This is a genomic window from Streptomyces sp. NBC_00252 (assembly GCF_036187565.1).
GTDB lineage: Bacteria > Actinomycetota > Actinomycetes > Streptomycetales > Streptomycetaceae > Streptomyces.
Genome location: NZ_CP108087.1, coordinates 7,974,496 through 7,990,279 on the forward strand (window position 1 = coordinate 7,974,496; position 15,784 = coordinate 7,990,279).

Consider the following 15,784-nt stretch of genomic DNA (forward strand, 5'->3'; position numbering starts at 1 on the left):
CAACAAGATCGACCGATTACGAGGCCCCCACTGTGCGTCGACGCTCCGTACTTCTCGCTGTTCCCGCAGGACTTGTGACGATCGCGGGGTGCGGTGACAGCGACTCCTCCTCCAGCAAGGCCAGCGCGTCGCCGTCGCCCTCGCCGTCCTCATCGGCCTCCGCGGTGCCGCCGCCGAAGCTGGTGGACGGTCCGCTGCCGGGGATCACCGCGGGCACGAAGTTCGACGAGAAGCCCACCGTCGCCAAGGGCAGCGGCGACCCGTCGAAGAACCTCGCGGTGAAGACGGTGATCGCGGCCAGCGGCAAGGCCGTCGCGGAGAACGACTTCGTCCAGGTCAACTACCTCGGCCAGGTGTGGTCGACGGCCAAGGTCTTCGACAACTCCTACGACCGCAAGACCCCGTTGGTGATCCAGCTCGCCCAGGGCGGCATCATCGACGGCTGGCGCTACGGCCTCGCGGGCCGCAAGGTCGGCAGCCGCGTCGAGATGGCCGTACCGCCGACCTGGGGCTACGGCACGACGGGCAACGCGCAGGCGGGCATCAAGGGCACCGACACGCTGGTGTTCGTGATCGACATCCAGGACTCGTTCAACGCCAAGAGCTCCGCCAAGGGGACGACCGTCGCGCAGTCCGACGCCGACCTCCCCAAGGTCGGCACGAACACCGACGGCAAGGCCCCCTCGGTGACGATCCCGAAGGCCGACCCGCCGAAGAAGCTGGTGTCGAACTACGTCCTGGAGAGCGACGGAGCCGTCGTCAAGGAGGCGCAGTCGATCCTGTGCCAGTTCAAGGGCGTGGTCTGGAGCACCGGCAAGGAGTTCGAATCGACGTACTCCCAGGGCCGGTTGAGCCAGTTCGCGATCAAGGACATGGAGTCGGTCGTCAAGGGCCTGGCCCAGGGCATCACCGGCAAGAAGGTCGGCAGCCGCGTCATGATCGTGGCGCCCGCCGACCTGGCCTACGGCAACACCCCGCCGAGCGGCGGCGCCATCAAGAAGGGCGACACCCTGGTGTTCTCCGTGGACATCCTGGCCGCCATGTGACCCCTGAGGGATCGGGGCCGGGCCGGAGCACGAATTCGGCCGGTCTGCGAGACTGTCGGAGTTGCCTTGTCGTACACAAGCAGGAGCTAGAGACGTGAGCATCGAGAAGCCCGAGATCGACTTCCCGGAGGGCGAAGCCCCGGCCGACCTGGAGATCAAGGATCTCTGGGAGGGTGACGGCGAGGTCGCGGTGGCGGGCCAGAACGTCACCGTCCACTACGTGGGAGTGTCCTTCAGCACCGGCGAGGAGTTCGACGCCAGCTGGAACCGCGGTACCCCGTTCAAGTTCCCGCTCGGCGGCGGCCGCGTCATCAAGGGCTGGGACCAGGGCGTGCAGGGCATGAAGGTCGGCGGCCGCCGCCAGCTGACCATCCCCTCGCACCTCGCCTACGGCAACCAGAGCCCGACCCCGGCGATCAAGCCGGGCGAGACCCTGATCTTCGTGGTCGACCTCATCGCCGTCTGATCACCGGTTCCGACCGGACCCGATCATCTGGGGCCCATGCCTGCTGGGGCATGGGCCCTCGGCTTTTGTCAGGCCTGCGCGGAGCGGTACGGTCATCGTTCGTACGTACATGAGGAAGGCGAAGGGCGTCGATGGCCATTGCCAAGGCCGAGCGGCTGATGAACCTCGCGCTGTGTCTGCTCGGGACACGGCGGCCGCTTAGCAAGCGTGAGCTGCGCGAGTCCATCGAGGCCTACCTCGAGGCGGGCTCGGACGACTCCTTCAACCGGATGTTCGAGCGCGACAAGGACGACCTGCGCGAACTCGGGCTCGTCATCGAGACGGTGGAGAACCTGGACGGCGAGGTCGGCTATCTCGCCCGCCGCGACAGCAACCGCCTGCCGCCCATCACCCTCGACGCCGAGGAGGCCGCCGCGCTCGGCCTCGCCGCCAAGGTGTGGCAGCAGGCCCGGCTCGCCGGTGCCGCGAGCGGCGCCCTGCAGAAGCTGCGCGCCGCCGGGATGCCCGAGGATCTCGACCCGTACGAGCCGCACGGCGCCCTGGAGCCGCGGATCCCGGTGCACGAGGCGTCGTTCGAGCCGCTGATGCTGGCCTGCCGCGACCGCCGCCCGGTGGTCTTCGAGTACCGCAAGGCCACCGCCGCCCGCCCCGAGCCCCGCAACGTCGAGCCGTGGGCGCTGGAGTGCTGGCGCGGCCACTGGTACCTGGCCGGCTGGGACCGCGACCGGGGCGCCGAGCGCGTCTTCCGGCTCTCCCGGATCACCGGCAAGGTCCGCTCGCGCAACGGGCGGTTCACCGCGGACATCCCCGACGTCGTCACCGTGCGGGAGACCGTCGCGAGCTGGGCGGGGGAGACCGCCGACCGCTCCGCGCTGATCCGGCTGCGCTCGGGCTCCGGTTACCCCCTGCGGGCGAAAGCCGTGGCGGTTCGGGAACTCGGGGACGGCTGGGACGAGTTGGAGATTCCGTACGGCCACGGTCTGGACGCCTGGCTGGTGGAGTTCGGCCCCGACGTGGTCGTCCTGGAGCCGGCCGAGCTGCGGGCCGACGTGGTGGACCGGCTGCGTGCCGTGGCCAAGGGCTGAGGGGGAGCGGAAGAGAACTGTGGCAGGCAAACCGGTCAGGCCCGTCAACGCCATCGACCAGACCCGGCGGATGCTCTCCCTGGTGACCTATCTGAAGGAGCGCCCCGGAGCACGCATCGAGGACGTCGCCCGTGCCTTCGGGATCACCGAGGACGAGCTGGTGTCCGACCTCGATGTGCTGCCCATGTGCGGGACCAGCTTCCGGGGCGGCGACCTGCTCGACATCGACACCGACGGCGACCGCATCTGGTGGCACAACCCGGACGACGTCGCCGAGCCGCTGCGGCTCGCCGCCGACGAGGCGACCGCGCTCCTGGTGGCCGCCCGCGCCGTGTCGACCCTCCCGGGTCTGCGCGAGAGCGACCGGCAGGCGCTGCTGCGGGCCAACGCGAAGCTGGAGGCGGCGGCCGGTGAGGCGGCCGGGGCCAGCGCGCGGCTCTCGGTGACCTTCGAGTCCGAGGGCGGGGTCTTCGCGGACGTCGACCGGGCGATCTCGGAGCGCCGCCGTCTGTGGATCCGCTACTACTCGCCCGCCCGGGACGAGTTGAGCGAGCGCGAGATCGACCCGATCCGCCTGGTCAGCGTCGGGCACACGTACGTGGAGGCCTGGTGCCGCCGCTCCGAGGCGCGCCGCACCTTCCGTCTCGACCGGGTCGCCGAGATCAAGATCCTCGACGAGCCGTCCGCGCCCCCCGAGATCGAACTGCGGGACCTGTCCGAGGCGTTGGTGCAGCCCGCCGCCGAGGACCCCGAGGTCGTGGTCGAGGTCGGCCCGGGCGGGCGCTGGGTCGCGGAGTACTACCCGCACGACAGTGCCGATGAGCTTCCCGACGGCGGGCTGCGTATTACGTTGCGCACCCCCGACCCGACGTCCCTGCGACGCCTGGCCCTGCGGCTCGGGCGCGACGGCCGGATCGTCTCCCCGACCGACCTCGCCGACAGCGCCCGCCGTGCAGCGCGCGAGGCACTGGCGGCGTACGACGGGCCGCAGGGGGTGGTTGACGCAGTGCGTGGTGTTGACGAGAGGCCGGAGTGAGCCGCAGGGGCGCGCCGTTACCGAGAGGGCGGGCGCGCGGAGGCCCGAAGGGGTGAGCACGCTCGCCCTCTCGGTAACGGCTGAAGGCGCCCCGGAGGCGAACGACCAAAGGAAAGAGGAGCAGGGGCTGTGAGCGAGTCGACGATGACTGGTGTCCCGGGTGTCTCCGGTGCCGAAGGCGTTTCCGGTGCTCCGGAGATGACGGTGGCCACCGCGTTCGCCGGGATGAAGAGCGTGGTCCCCGTGATGTTCAGAGCGGGCTGCCCGGACTGCCGGGGCAGTTTCGAGCTGGCGGCGAGCGCCCTGCGCCTGGCCATCGGCGCCACCAGTCGCACCACCTTCTACTCGTTCACCTGCCCCGACTGCGGTGCCGCGGTCCGCAAGCCCGCGGGGGAGCGGATCGTCGAACTGCTCATCGGCGGCGGAGTGAGGACCCTGCGGCTGACGTCCGTCGGCTAGCAGGGTCTAGGCTCGCCCCATGTTCTGGGCGATGTTCGCGGTAGCTATGGGTTTCCTGGGTCTCGCCGTGCTCGGTGTGCTCGCCGTCCGGGTCTTCCTGGAGGTACGGCGGCTCGGACTGCAGGTCACGGACGCCGCGCAGCGCATCAACAGGGCGGCCGAGGATCTCGAGCGCGCGGCGGTCGCGACGGCCCGTTCCGTCGACGCACTGTGAGTCACGTGTGAGCGAGGTGTGAGTTGCGCGCCTCATGCGCTTCGCGTCACTTTGCCCTGTCACGTTGTCGGTCGGGGCGGGTACGCTGCTGGTCGCGGTCCGGATAACGAGGCCCGGAGCGCGGACCGGGAGTACGCACGGGGATTGCCTCACGTTTACCCCTGAGCGTTACGATCGCTGGCAGCACGGTGGTCGGACACATGTCCGACCGATCGGACAGCACCCCACCCCAGCCGCCTCGGTGAGAAGGTAAAGACTTATGTTCGGAAGGCTCGGAGCTCCCGAGATCATTCTCATCCTCGTCGTCATCGTGCTCCTGTTCGGCGCGAAGAAGCTTCCGGACATGGCCCGCTCCCTCGGCAAGTCCGCGCGCATCCTCAAGAGCGAAGCCAAGGCGATGAAGGAAGAGGGCAACAGCACGTCCACCCCCGCCGGCCCGCCGAACACCGACGAGTCCGTGCAGCGCACCATCCAGGCCGCCCCCGGTGACGTGACCAGCTCGCGCCCGGTCACCGAGCCGTCGGACACGACCAAGCGCTGACGCAGGGCCGGGACCCCCTCGGCCTGCCGCACGAGATGAGGACGTGGGTTGCCTAAGTCTGCCCGCAAGAAGGAGAAGGACCCCGAGGGGCGGATGCCCCTCGCGGACCATCTGCGTGAGCTGCGCAACCGGCTCGCGAAGGCGATGCTGGCCATCATCGTGGTGACCTGCGTGGCCGCCTTCTTCTACAACGACATCGTCAACATCATCACCAAGCCGGTGCTGGACTCGGTCGGCTGCGCCTCGACGTTCGAGGAGCTGCAGAAGGCCGGTGACAAGACACACACGTGCGCGCAGATCACGATCAACGGTCTGCTGACGCCGTTCACGCTGGCGTTGAAGGTGTCCCTGATGGCCGGTGTCGTACTGGCCTCGCCGGTCTGGCTGTACCAGCTCTGGGGCTTCATCGCCCCGGGCCTGCACAAGAACGAGAAGAAGTACGCGCTCTCCTTCGTCGGCACCGGCGTCCCGCTGTTCCTCGGCGGCGCCTACTTCGCCTACCGGGTGCTGCCCACCACGGCGAAGGTCCTGATCGGCTTCACGCCGAAGGACGTCAACAACCTGCTGCCGCTGGACGACCTGCTCGACCTGGTCACGCGCATGGTGCTGGTCTTCGGCCTCTCCTTCGAGCTGCCGCTGCTGCTGATCATGCTCAACCTCACGGGTGCGCTGACCGGCAAGCGGATGCTCGGCTGGTGGCGCGCGATGATCCTCGGCATCACCGTCTTCGCCGCCGTCGCCACCCCCAGCACCGACCCGCTGACCATGCTGGCGCTGGCCGGGCCGATCTGGGTGCTGTACTTCGGCGCGGTCGTCTTCTCCCTGCTCAACGACCGGCGCAAGCGCCGTCGCGAGGCCGAGGGACCGGACGACGACGAGGCCTCGGACCTGGACCTCACCCCTTCGGACATCGGCGAGATCGAGACCGTCTCGGCCGGCCGGGCGGCCCTGCCCGAGCAGGCGAGCGGCTCCGGCTCCGACCGGGTCAACGGCTACGACGACGTGACCTGAGCACCGTACGAGAACTGCCTCCGCACCCCCCGACACCGGCCCAGGCCTGGTGGCGGGGGGTGCGTCGCATCTCGGGCAGCGCACCGGTCATGACGCCCTGAACTGCGGGGATCCCGGGATTCACAGGGGTCGATCCGGATAATGATCGTCCTGTTGTCAGTGGCGCCCGGTACGCTCGAAAGCACGATGACAGAGGACCTCTCCCCGGCCGAGCGGTACGCGGCAGCCCGCCTGCGGGCAGCCGAGCAGGCCACCGCGCTCGCGGACTTCCGCGAGATGTACGACTTCGGTCTCGACCCCTTCCAGATCGAGGCCTGCCAGGCGCTCGAAGCGGGGAAGGGCGTGCTGGTCGCGGCGCCCACCGGCTCCGGCAAGACGATCGTCGGCGAGTTCGCCGTCCACCTCGCCCTCCAGCAGGGCAAGAAGTGCTTCTACACGACCCCCATCAAGGCCCTGTCGAACCAGAAGTACGCCGACCTGTGCCGCCGTTACGGCGCGGACAAGGTCGGCCTGCTCACGGGCGACAACAGCGTCAACTCCGAAGCCCCGGTGGTCGTCATGACCACCGAGGTGCTGCGCAACATGCTGTACGCCGGTTCGCAGACCCTCCTCGGCCTCGGCTATGTGGTCATGGACGAGGTGCACTACCTCTCCGACCGCTTCCGGGGTGCCGTCTGGGAAGAGGTGATCATCCACCTCCCCGAGTCGGTGACCCTGGTCTCGCTCTCGGCCACGGTGTCGAACGCGGAGGAGTTCGGCGACTGGCTCGACACCGTCCGCGGCGACACCGAGGTGATCGTCTCCGAGCACCGGCCCGTGCCGCTGTTCCAGCACGTGCTCGCCGGACGCCGGATGTACGACCTCTTCGAGGAGGGCGAGGGCAACAAGAAGGCCGTCAACCCCGACCTCACCCGCCTCGCCCGCATGGAGGCCCAGCGTCCCTCGTACCAGGACCGCAGACGCGGCCGTGCGATGCGCGAGGCCGACCGCGAGCGCGAGCGGCGCCAGCGCTCCCGCGTGTGGACCCCGGGCCGTCCCGAGGTCATCGAGCGGCTGGACAACGAAGGCCTGCTGCCCGCCATCACGTTCATCTTCAGCCGCGCCGCCTGCGAGGCCGCCGTACAGCAGTGTCTGTACGCCGGGCTGCGGCTCAACGACGACGAGGCGCGGGAGAAGGTGCGCGCGCTCGTCGAGGAGCGCACCGCGTCCATCCCGTCCGAGGACCTCCATGTCCTCGGGTACTACGAGTGGCTGGAAGGCCTGGAGCGCGGTATCGCCGCCCACCACGCGGGCATGCTGCCGACGTTCAAGGAGGTCGTGGAGGAGCTGTTCCTGCGCGGGCTCGTGAAGGCCGTCTTCGCCACGGAGACCCTGGCGCTCGGCATCAACATGCCCGCGCGGTCGGTGGTGTTGGAGAAGCTCGTCAAGTGGAACGGCGAGCAGCACGCCGACATCACCCCCGGCGAGTACACGCAGCTGACCGGCCGGGCCGGGCGCCGTGGCATCGACATCGAGGGCCACGCCGTCGTGCTGTGGCAGCGCGGGATCAGCCCCGAGCACCTCGCAGGACTGGCCGGCACGCGCACGTACCCGCTGCGCTCCAGCTTCAAGCCGTCGTACAACATGGCGGTCAACCTCGTCGAGCAGTTCGGGCGGCACCGGTCGCGGGAGCTGCTTGAGACGTCCTTCGCGCAGTTCCAGGCGGACCGGTCGGTCGTCGGGATCTCCCGGCAGGTGCAGCGCAACGAGGAGGGCCTGGAGGGCTACAAGGACTCCATGACCTGCCACCTCGGCGACTTCGACGACTACATGCGGCTGCGCCGCGAGCTCAAGGACCGCGAGACCGAGCTGGCCCGGCAGGGCGTGGCACTGCGCCGCGCCGAGGCAGCCGTGGCGCTGGAGAAGCTCAAGCCGGGGGACATCATCCATGTCCCGACCGGCAAGTACGCGGGTCTGGCACTGGTGTTGGACCCGGGACTGCCCGCCGGGCGGTCCAACGGCCATCGCGGCTTCGAGCAGCACGACGGGCCGCGCCCGCTGGTCCTCACCGCCGAGCGGCAGGTCAAGCGGCTCGCGTCGATGGACTTCCCCGTCCCCGTCGAGGCGTTGGACCGGATGCGGATCCCGAAGTCCTTCAACCCCCGTTCCCCGCAGTCCCGTCGGGACCTCGCGTCCGCGCTGCGCACCAAGGCCGGGCACATCCCGCCGGAGCGGGCCCGCAAGCAGCGCTCGCAGGCCGCGGACGACCGGGAGATCGCGCAGTTGCGTACGGCGATCCGGGCGCATCCGTGCCATGGGTGCAGCGACCGTGAGGACCATGCGCGGTGGGCCGAGCGGTATCACCGGCTGCAGCGGGACACCACACAGCTGGAGCGGCGGATCGAGGGGCGGACCAACACGATCGCCCGCACCTTCGACCGGATCGTCGCGCTGCTCACCGAGCTGGACTATCTGCGCGGTGACGAGGTCACCGAGAACGGCAAGCGGCTGGCCCGGTTGTACGGCGAGCTCGATCTGCTCGCCAGTGAGTGCCTGCGCGAGGGTGTCTGGGAGGGGCTCGCTCCCGCGGAACTGGCCGCGTGCGTCTCGGCGTTGGTCTTCGAGGCGCGGGTCAGTGACGATGCGACGACTCCCAAGGTGCCGTCGGGTATGGCCAAGGCCGCGCTCGGGGAGATGGTGCGGATCTGGGGGCGGCTCGATGCCCTTGAGGAGGATTTCCGGATCACTCAGACCGAGGGGGTCGGGCAGCGGGAGCCTGATCTCGGGTTTGCCTGGGCCGCGTACATGTGGGCCAGTGGGAAGGGGTTGGACGAGGTCCTTCGGGAGGTCGAGATGCCGGCCGGGGACTTCGTTCGGTGGTGCAAGCAGGTGATCGATGTGTTGGGGCAGATTTCTGCCGCGGCGCCGGTCAGTGGGGGTGAGGCGGCTTCTACCGTGGCGAAGAACGCGCGGAAGGCTGTTGAGTTGCTGTTGCGGGGGGTTGTGGCGTACTCGTCGGTGGGGTGACGGTTCGTCGCGGTGACGGTTTGGTGGTGGGGTGCGGGTTCGCTGTGGCTGGTCGCGCAGTTCCCCGCGCCCCTAGGGGGTGTGCGCCCTGCGTCAGTCAAGAGCGCAGGTAGCCTCGCCAGCCGCCGTGGGTTGTTATGTCCTCTGCGTTGGCCAGTGCCGCCGGCTCGCAGAGGAAGCCCGGGACGCTTGTGCCGTCTGAGAGTTGGACGCTGCCCAGGGTCATGGGGCGGGGGAGTGCGGCGAGCAGGCGGCCCAGGCCCTCTGCCGGGAGGCGCCAGATCTCGGTCTCTATCGCCGCTCCGCCCTCGCCGACATGAACCAGGCCCGGCTTGGGCGGAGTTGTCGGCAGGGCGTGCAAGCGGTAGACCGGGGCCGTTGTCGTCGTGCGGTCCAAGCGGGCTCCCAGGGACAGGAGTTGGGGGTTCAGGGGCTGGCCCGTCAAGTGGGCTCCTACGACTGCTAGTTGCACCGGTGGGGTCAGGTCGCGGGCCATGCGTGCCAGGCGGTCGTCCGTGAATGCCGGGCCGATCAGCATCACGCCGAAGGGCAAGCCGTTGACCACGCCGGACGGGACGGCCACCGCCGCCAGGTCGAAGAGGTTCGTCGAGTTGGTGAAGCGGCCCAGGCGGGCGTTCGCGCCCAAGGGGTCGGCCGCCACCTCGGTCAGGGTGGGGTGGCCCGGGGTCGTCGGGAGCAACAGGGCGTCAGCGTCCGCCAGTTCGGCGAGGGCGAGGGTGCGGAGAGCGCCGAGGCGTGCCTCGTCCGCGTACAGCTGGTGGGCCGGGATGTCCCGGGCCCCGGTGATGATGCCGGCGACTGCGGGGTCCAGGCCTTCGGCGCCGGAGGCCATCGCCTTGTCGATAAATGCCCCCACCGCTGTGTAGCGCTCGGCGACGAACGCCCCCTGGTAGAGCATCGCCGCCGCCTCGGTGAAGGGGGTGAGGTCCAGGGTGCGGATCTCGCAGCCCGCTGCGCGGAGGCGGGTGACCGCCTCCGCGTAGGTCTCCGCCCAACCCTCGTCCAACTCGCCCAGCTGGTCTCGCGGGGGGACTGCTATGCGCCAGGGGCCCGGCGTGCGTTGGGCGAGGGGCGGGAGGATGCGGGTCGGTGGGGAGGTCATGAAAGACAGGGCCTGTTCGGCCTCGGGGAGGGTGCGGGCGAAGACCGTCACGCAGTCGATCGAGGCGCAGGCCGGGACCACGCCCGCCGTGGGGACGAGGCCCCGGGTGGGCTTCAGGCCGACGATGCCGTTGAAGGCGGCGGGGACGCGGCCGGAGCCCGCCGTGTCGGTGCCGAGGGCGAAGTCGACGATGCCCAGGGCCACCGCGACCGCCGACCCCGCGCTGGAGCCGCCGCTGATCCGTTCCGGGTCGTGGGCGTTGCGGACCGCGCCGTAGGGGGAGCGGGTGCCGACCAGGCCCGTGGCGAACTGGTCGAGGTTCGTGGTGCCGAGCACGATGGCGCCGGCCGCGCGGAGGCGGGCCACCACCGGGGCGTCCGCCTCCGGCGTGTAGGCGTAGGCCGGGCAGCCTGCCGTTGTGGGGAGGCCGTGGACGTCTATGTTGCCCTTGGCTGCGAACAGGCGTCCTGCGAGGGGGAGTTGTTCGCCTGCCGTCAGTCGGTCATCCAGTGTCCGCGCCTCCTGCTCGACCTCCGCCTGCGGGCGCAGGTCGATCCAGATCTCCGGGCGGTTCACCGCCTCGATGCGGGCGTAGGCGGCTTGGACTCGGGAAACGGTGGTCGACATCTCTGGTGCTCCTTGTAGTTCAGGTGGCGACGGGGGCGGTGACCTGGGGGCGTGCGGGTTCGGTGTCCCGGCCCAGGGCTCGGACTCGGCTCGCCCCAGCCCAGGTCTCGGACTCAGCTCGCCGGTGCCAGGACCACCAGCGCCGTGCCCGCCTCCACCTGGTCTCCTGGCCTGGCCAGGATCTCCGTCACCACGCCCGCCATCGGGGCGTGCACCCTGGACTCCATCTTCATCGCCTCCAGGGCCAGCAGGGGTTGGCCCGCTGTCACCTCGTCGCCGGGTGCCACGTTCAACTGCCAGACGGACGCGGCGAATTCGGCCTCCACCAGGCGGCCTCCGGCCGGGACCGTCACCTCGGCCTGCGGGGGAGCGGGGACGGCCGCCGCCTCCGCCCGCGTGAACTCGCCCGCCGCTTCCCACGCTTCGCGTTCCGCGCTGAACGCGGTCTGCTGGCGGGACCTGAACTCCGCGATGGAGTCGGCGTGTTCGGTGAGGAACGCCTCGTACTCGGCGAGGGAGAACGTGCCCTCCTCGATACGGGGGACGAAGCGGCCGGAGGTGATGTCGGCGCGGAGTTCGAGGAGTTCGTCCGGTTCCACCGGGTACCACTTGATGCGGTCGAAGCAGCGCAGCAGCCAGGGTGAGCCGGGTTCGAACGCGCCGCGTTGCTGCCAGCCCGACCAGACCTGGGTCGTCCTGCCCACGAACTGGTAGCCGCCGGGGCCCTCCATGCCGTAGATGCAGAGGTACGCGCCGCCGATGCCTACCGAGTTCTCGGCCGTCCACGTGCGGGCCGGGTTGTACTTGGTGGTGACCAGGCGGTGGCGGGGGTCCAGCGGGGTGGCCACCGGTGCGCCCAAGTAGACGTCTCCCAGGCCCAGTACGAGGTACTCCGCATCGAAGACCGTGGCGTAGACGTCGTCGACCGAGTCGAGGCCGTTGACGCGGCGGATGAACTCGATGTTCCAGGGGCACCAGGGGGCGTCGTCGCGGACGCCGGCCATGTAGCGGGCGATGGCCTCGCGGGTGGCCGGGTCGTCCCAGGACAGGGGGAGGTGGACCGTGCGGGAGGGGACGATCAGCTGGTCCGTGGGCGGGAGTGCTGTCGCTATCTCCCGCACGGCGGTGAGGAGTTGGGCTTGGGGGAGGCGGGCGGGGTCCGTTTGGATCTGGAGGGAGCGGATTCCTGGGGTCAGGTCCGTGACGCCCTCGAAGTCGGCCTCCGCCACCGCCTCCATCAGGGCGTGGACCCGCATGCGCTGGGCCAAGTCCAGTTGCATGGGGCCGAATTCGACGAGGAGGTTGTCGTCGCCGCTGCGGCGGAAGGTGACGTCTCCGTCCCTCGCCAGGATGCCGCCGTCCACGATGTCGGGGCGGGGCGAGCCGTCGACGTTCACCGGGACGAACCGGACGGTGTCACCCGGCCTGAACTGGCCCAGTTTCCAGCGCTCTTGGCTGACGACCGTGGCCGGGCATACGAAGCCGCCGAGTGAGGGGCCGTCGGGGCCGAGGAGGACCGGCATGTCGCCCGTGTAGTCGACGGCGCCGACCGAGTACGGGGTGTCGTGGATGTTGGACGGGTGCAGGCCCGCCTCGCCGCCGTCGGTGCGGGCCCAGCGGGGCTTGGGGCCGACCAGGCGGACGCCTGTGCGTGCCGAGTTGAAGTGCACCTTCCAGTCGGCCGCGTAGAAGTCGCGGATGTCGTCCTCGGTGAAGAACTCCGGTGCAGCGTGCGGGCCTTCGGCCGCCGCCACGTCCCATACGGCGCCGAAGACCGGACGGTCGGCGGGCGGCACCGGCGTGCCCTCGGCGACCGTGCCGCCGGGTAGGACGTCACCGGTGCGCAGCGCCCGGCCGCCGTGCCCGCCGAACCGGCCGAGTGTGAAGGTGCTCGCGCTGCCGAGGAAGGCCGGCACGTCCAGGCCGCCCGCGATCAACACGTAGGTGCGCAGGCCGTGTTCGGCCGGGGTGTCGATCTCGAGCACGCCACCTGCGGGTACTGTCACCGGCTCCCACTGGGGGATGGGCGTGCCGTCCACCGTCACGTGTGCCGGGGCGCCCGTCACGCACACCGTGGTGCCGTGGGTGAACCTCAACGTCGGTCCCTGGAGCGTGCATTCGAGGCCGGGGGTGCCCTCCTCGTTGCCGAGCGCGCGGTTGCCGAGGCGGAAGGAGAGGTCGTCCATCGGGCCGCACGGCGGTACGCCGACCTGCCAGTAGCCGGTTCGGCCCGGCCAGTCCTGGACCGTGGTGAGGGTGCCGCCGGAGACGATCTCGATGCGGGGGGTCGGGTCCGTGACGGTGGCGAGGGTCGCCGTGGAGTGGGTGGCCGCTTTGAAGTCCGGTTCCGTCAGGGCCGCTTGGACCATGCCGAGGTTCGTCTCGATGCCGTCCAGGCGGGTGCGGGCCAGTGCCTCGCCGAGCCGTCGGAGCGCTTCGGCGCGGTCCGAGCCGTACGCGATGACCTTCGCGAGCATCGGGTCGTACGACGTCGTCACCTCGGTGCCGGTCTCCACCCAGCCGTCGACCCGCACGTCCTCCGGGAACTCGACCCGGGTCAACAGGCCCGCGCTCGGCCGGTGTTCACGGGACGGGTCCTCGGCGTAGACGCGGGCCTCGACGGCGTGGCCGCGCGGGGTGCCCGGGTCGCGGACGACGTCGGACTCGCCCCGGGCCAGCCGCAACATCCAGGCGACGAGGTCGACGCCGTAGATCTCCTCGGTGACCGGATGTTCCACCTGGAGGCGCGTGTTGACCTCCAGGAAGTAGGCCTCCTCGCGGGTGGCGTCGTAGACGAACTCGACGGTTCCGGCGGAGCGGTAGCCGACCGAGGCGCACAACTCGCTAGCTGAGGTGCTCAGTTGGGTGCGGATGTGGTCGGGGAGGTCCGGTGCGGGGGCCTCCTCCAGGACCTTCTGGTTGCGGCGCTGCAGGGAGCAGTCGCGGTCCCCGAAGGTGACGACCCTGCCGTCGCCGTCGCCGAAGACCTGCACCTCGACATGGCGGGCGTGTTCCACGAGGCGTTCCAGGAAGACGCCGGCGGAGGAGAAGGAGGCGGCGGCGACCCGCTGCACCCGGTCCCAGGCCTCGGTGAGTTCGGCGGGGGAGTGGCAGGCCGACATGCCGATGCCGCCGCCTCCGCCGGTCGCCTTGAGCATCACGGGGTAGCCGATGAGGGCGGCCTGGGTGAGCGCCTCTGTCAGGTCCGGCAACAGGCCTGTGCCGGGGGCCAGTTGGACACTCGCCGCCTCGGCCGCCGCGCGTGCCGTGTGTTTCGCGCCGAACAGGTCCAGCTGTGCGGGAGTCGGGCCCACGAAGACGATTCCGGCGTCCTCGCAGCGGCGGGCGAAGGCCGCGTCCTCGGAGAGGAAGCCGTAGCCGGGGTGGATCGCGCCCGCGCCCGTGTCCTTGGCCGCCTTGAGGACCAGGTCGGCGTCCAGGTACGACTCCTTGGCGGGGGCCGGACCCAGTCGTACCGCCTCGTCGGCGAGGCGGACGTGGGGCGCGGCGCGGTCGGCGTCGGAGTACACGGCGACCGTGCGCAGGCCGAGTTCGCGGGCCGTGCGGATGATGCGGACGGCGATCTCGCCCCGGTTGGCGATCAGCAGCGTGTCGAAGGTCATCCGGCATCCCCTTGGGAGGCGGTCTCGACGATCGTCATCTCGACCGCCGTCGGCTCGAATCCGTTGCAGGGGTTGTTGATCTGGGGGCAGTTGGAGACCAGGACTAGGACGTCGCGTTCGGCGCGCAGGGTCAGCTTGAGCCCGGGGGCGGAGAGGCCGTCGACGATGCCGAGGGTGCCGTCCTTCTCGACCGGCACGTTCATGTACCAGTTGATGTTGGAGACCAAGTCCCTTTTTCCGAGGCCGTACTTGGCGCCCTCGGCGAGGAAGTTGTCCACGCACGCGTGCTGGGACCACGTGTGATGGCCGTAGCGCAGGGTGTTGGACTCCTTGGAGCAGGCGCCGCCGACCGTGTCGTGCCGGCCGACCTCGTCGGCGGTGACCGTCATCAGCGGGGTGTGCTCGTTGGACATCAGCACGCTGCCGGTGGTCAGGAAGAGGTTGCCCTGCGCCTGGATGGTGTCGGGGGCGCTGTAGCGGACCGCCGTGTCGTGGGCGTCGTAGACGAGGAAGTCGACGGCCTGGTTGCCGTGCAGGTCGGTGATCGTGAGGGTCCCGCCCGTGCGGATCACGGCGGACCAGGCGGCGCGGGCCGGTACTTCCACGGTCTTCATACGAGCCCCCTCGCGGCAAGGAATTCGGCGGTGTTGAGGAAGGCGCGGCGGCCTTCGGGGGTGGCCTCCCACAGCGGGTCGCCGGGCCGGGTGGCCTCGGCGCGCCAAGCCAGCACCTCCAGCGGGGAGTTGACGTAGTCGTCGCGCGGATCGGCCGGGTGCGGGACGTTCACGAGCAGCACCGTCACGTCCTGCTCGGCGCGCATGGTCACGCTGCCGCCGGGGCCGGTCGAGCCGGTGAAGCCGAGGGAGCCGTCGTCGCGGACCTCGACGCCCTGGAAGAAGGAGAGCGAGGGCGGCAGGTCCCGTGGTTCCAGGCCGTTCTTGGCGGCGGCGAGCTTGAACAGCTCCCGGCCGGCAGGGGAGTCGGACTGCGGGGTGCCGTCGCCGTAGCGCTCGGTGTTGCGGACCAGGGTGGAGGTGCCGCACAGCGTGTCGTGGCGGCCGGAGGTGTCGGCGGTCAGGGAGGCGAGGACGCGGCCCTGGTCGGAGAGGAGGAGCCGGCCCTCGCCGAGGTAGGCGTTCCACTGGACCTTGACCGTGTCGGCGACGTTCAGCCGCTCCCAGGGGCGGTCTGCCGCGTACAGGAGCAGGTGGGCGCAGGCGTCGCCGCGCAGGTCGGTCAGGCGGAGTTCGGTGCCCCGGGCGAGGACGCGGTGGGTGTAGTTGCCGCCCGCGACGGTCTCGGCCCACACCAGGTGGCCCGCCTCGCAGGGCGGGGCCGGCCAGTCGCCGGCCGGGACGACGGGCATCGCCTCGGCCCGGCTGCCCTGCTGGGCGCGGGCGTGGTCGCGGGCTCCGTAAGTGGTCGCTGTCGCCATCGCGGGGGACCTCCGGCTGGGGGGACGTCTCGGTCGTACGGCATTTCTGTCGCCCGACAGAAATTAGGAGGCGGGCGGGTCACCGGGGTTGCCCGGGTGTTGCCGCTCGGTT

At 70.4% G+C, this 15,784-nt stretch carries 13 protein-coding genes; 9 read left to right on the forward strand and 4 right to left on the reverse strand.

Annotation, left to right across the window (positions count from 1 at the left end; all coding sequences use genetic code 11):
• Positions 1-32: 32 nt before the first annotated feature.
• The 9 genes from OHT77_RS35465 to OHT77_RS35505 all read left to right on the forward strand — a co-directional run bounded on the left by OHT77_RS35465 (position 33) and on the right by OHT77_RS35505 (position 8,864).
• Positions 33-1,046: an FKBP-type peptidyl-prolyl cis-trans isomerase gene (locus tag OHT77_RS35465; RefSeq protein WP_328832470.1), complete on the forward strand. Its 1,014-nt coding sequence runs from the start codon at positions 33-35 to the stop codon at positions 1,044-1,046.
• A gap of 94 nt (positions 1,047-1,140) precedes the next feature.
• Positions 1,141-1,512, forward strand: coding sequence for an FKBP-type peptidyl-prolyl cis-trans isomerase (locus OHT77_RS35470; protein WP_266767093.1), 372 nt, complete (start codon positions 1,141-1,143; stop codon positions 1,510-1,512).
• A 131-nt stretch (positions 1,513-1,643) separates the two neighbouring features.
• A complete protein-coding gene (locus OHT77_RS35475) occupies positions 1,644-2,597 on the forward strand; it encodes a helix-turn-helix transcriptional regulator (protein WP_328832472.1) in 954 nt (317 codons plus the stop codon).
• Positions 2,598-2,616: 19 nt separating this feature from the next.
• Positions 2,617-3,633, forward strand: a complete 1,017-nt coding sequence (locus OHT77_RS35480; RefSeq protein WP_328832473.1) for a helix-turn-helix transcriptional regulator — start codon at positions 2,617-2,619, stop codon at positions 3,631-3,633.
• Between the two features lie 144 nt (positions 3,634-3,777).
• Positions 3,778-4,092 (forward strand): hypothetical protein, encoded by a 315-nt coding sequence (locus OHT77_RS35485; RefSeq protein ID WP_328834437.1) that lies wholly within the window; start codon positions 3,778-3,780, stop codon positions 4,090-4,092.
• Positions 4,093-4,111: 19 nt separating this feature from the next.
• Positions 4,112-4,306: a hypothetical protein gene (locus OHT77_RS35490; protein ID WP_328832474.1), complete on the forward strand. Its 195-nt coding sequence runs from the start codon at positions 4,112-4,114 to the stop codon at positions 4,304-4,306.
• Between the two features lie 259 nt (positions 4,307-4,565).
• Entirely contained in the window at positions 4,566-4,847 is a 282-nt protein-coding gene (gene tatA, locus OHT77_RS35495) for a Sec-independent protein translocase subunit TatA (RefSeq protein ID WP_328832475.1), read from the forward strand.
• A gap of 48 nt (positions 4,848-4,895) precedes the next feature.
• The gene (gene tatC / locus OHT77_RS35500) at positions 4,896-5,858 is read left to right on the forward strand and encodes a twin-arginine translocase subunit TatC (RefSeq protein WP_328832476.1); all 963 of its coding nucleotides are present in this window, start codon (positions 4,896-4,898) and stop codon (positions 5,856-5,858) included.
• 141 nt (positions 5,859-5,999) lie between these two features.
• Positions 6,000-8,864, forward strand: a complete 2,865-nt coding sequence (locus tag OHT77_RS35505) for a DEAD/DEAH box helicase (protein WP_328832477.1) — start codon at positions 6,000-6,002, stop codon at positions 8,862-8,864.
• Positions 8,865-8,961: 97 nt separating this feature from the next.
• Here the strand turns inward: OHT77_RS35505 and atzF are convergent, their stop codons facing one another.
• The 4 genes from atzF to OHT77_RS35525 all read right to left on the reverse strand — a co-directional run bounded on the left by atzF (position 8,962) and on the right by OHT77_RS35525 (position 15,672).
• Positions 8,962-10,614: an allophanate hydrolase gene (atzF, locus tag OHT77_RS35510; RefSeq protein WP_328832478.1), complete on the reverse strand. Its 1,653-nt coding sequence runs from the start codon at positions 10,612-10,614 to the stop codon at positions 8,962-8,964.
• A 113-nt stretch (positions 10,615-10,727) separates the two neighbouring features.
• Positions 10,728-14,237, reverse strand: coding sequence for a 5-oxoprolinase/urea amidolyase family protein (locus OHT77_RS35515; RefSeq protein ID WP_328832479.1), 3,510 nt, complete (start codon positions 14,235-14,237; stop codon positions 10,728-10,730).
• On the reverse strand, positions 14,234-14,851 hold the full coding sequence (locus tag OHT77_RS35520) for an urea amidolyase associated protein UAAP2 (RefSeq protein ID WP_328832480.1): 618 nt from the start codon (positions 14,849-14,851) through the stop codon (positions 14,234-14,236). The genes OHT77_RS35515 and OHT77_RS35520 overlap by 4 nt, the downstream gene beginning before the upstream one ends.
• Entirely contained in the window at positions 14,848-15,672 is an 825-nt protein-coding gene (locus OHT77_RS35525; RefSeq protein ID WP_328832481.1) for an urea amidolyase associated protein UAAP1, read from the reverse strand. Before OHT77_RS35525 ends, OHT77_RS35520 begins: the two co-directional genes overlap by 4 nt.
• Positions 15,673-15,784 lie beyond the last annotated feature (112 nt).

Bases quoted from the DNA above. Each gene is read 5' to 3' on its own strand.
- OHT77_RS35475 (WP_328832472.1), top strand. From the start codon at position 1,644: ATGGCCATTGCCAAGGCCGAGCGGCTGATGAACCTCGCGCTGTGTCTG.
- OHT77_RS35485 (WP_328834437.1), top strand. From the start codon at position 3,778: ATGACTGGTGTCCCGGGTGTCTCCGGTGCCGAAGGCGTTTCCGGTGCT.
- OHT77_RS35490 (WP_328832474.1), top strand. From the start codon at position 4,112: ATGTTCTGGGCGATGTTCGCGGTAGCTATGGGTTTCCTGGGTCTCGCC.
- tatA (WP_328832475.1), top strand. From the start codon at position 4,566: ATGTTCGGAAGGCTCGGAGCTCCCGAGATCATTCTCATCCTCGTCGTC.
- OHT77_RS35505 (WP_328832477.1), top strand. From the start codon at position 6,000: ATGATCGTCCTGTTGTCAGTGGCGCCCGGTACGCTCGAAAGCACGATG.
- atzF (WP_328832478.1), bottom strand. From the start codon at position 10,614: ATGTCGACCACCGTTTCCCGAGTCCAAGCCGCCTACGCCCGCATCGAG.
- OHT77_RS35515 (WP_328832479.1), bottom strand. From the start codon at position 14,237: ATGACCTTCGACACGCTGCTGATCGCCAACCGGGGCGAGATCGCCGTC.
- OHT77_RS35520 (WP_328832480.1), bottom strand. From the start codon at position 14,851: ATGAAGACCGTGGAAGTACCGGCCCGCGCCGCCTGGTCCGCCGTGATC.
- OHT77_RS35525 (WP_328832481.1), bottom strand. From the start codon at position 15,672: ATGGCGACAGCGACCACTTACGGAGCCCGCGACCACGCCCGCGCCCAG.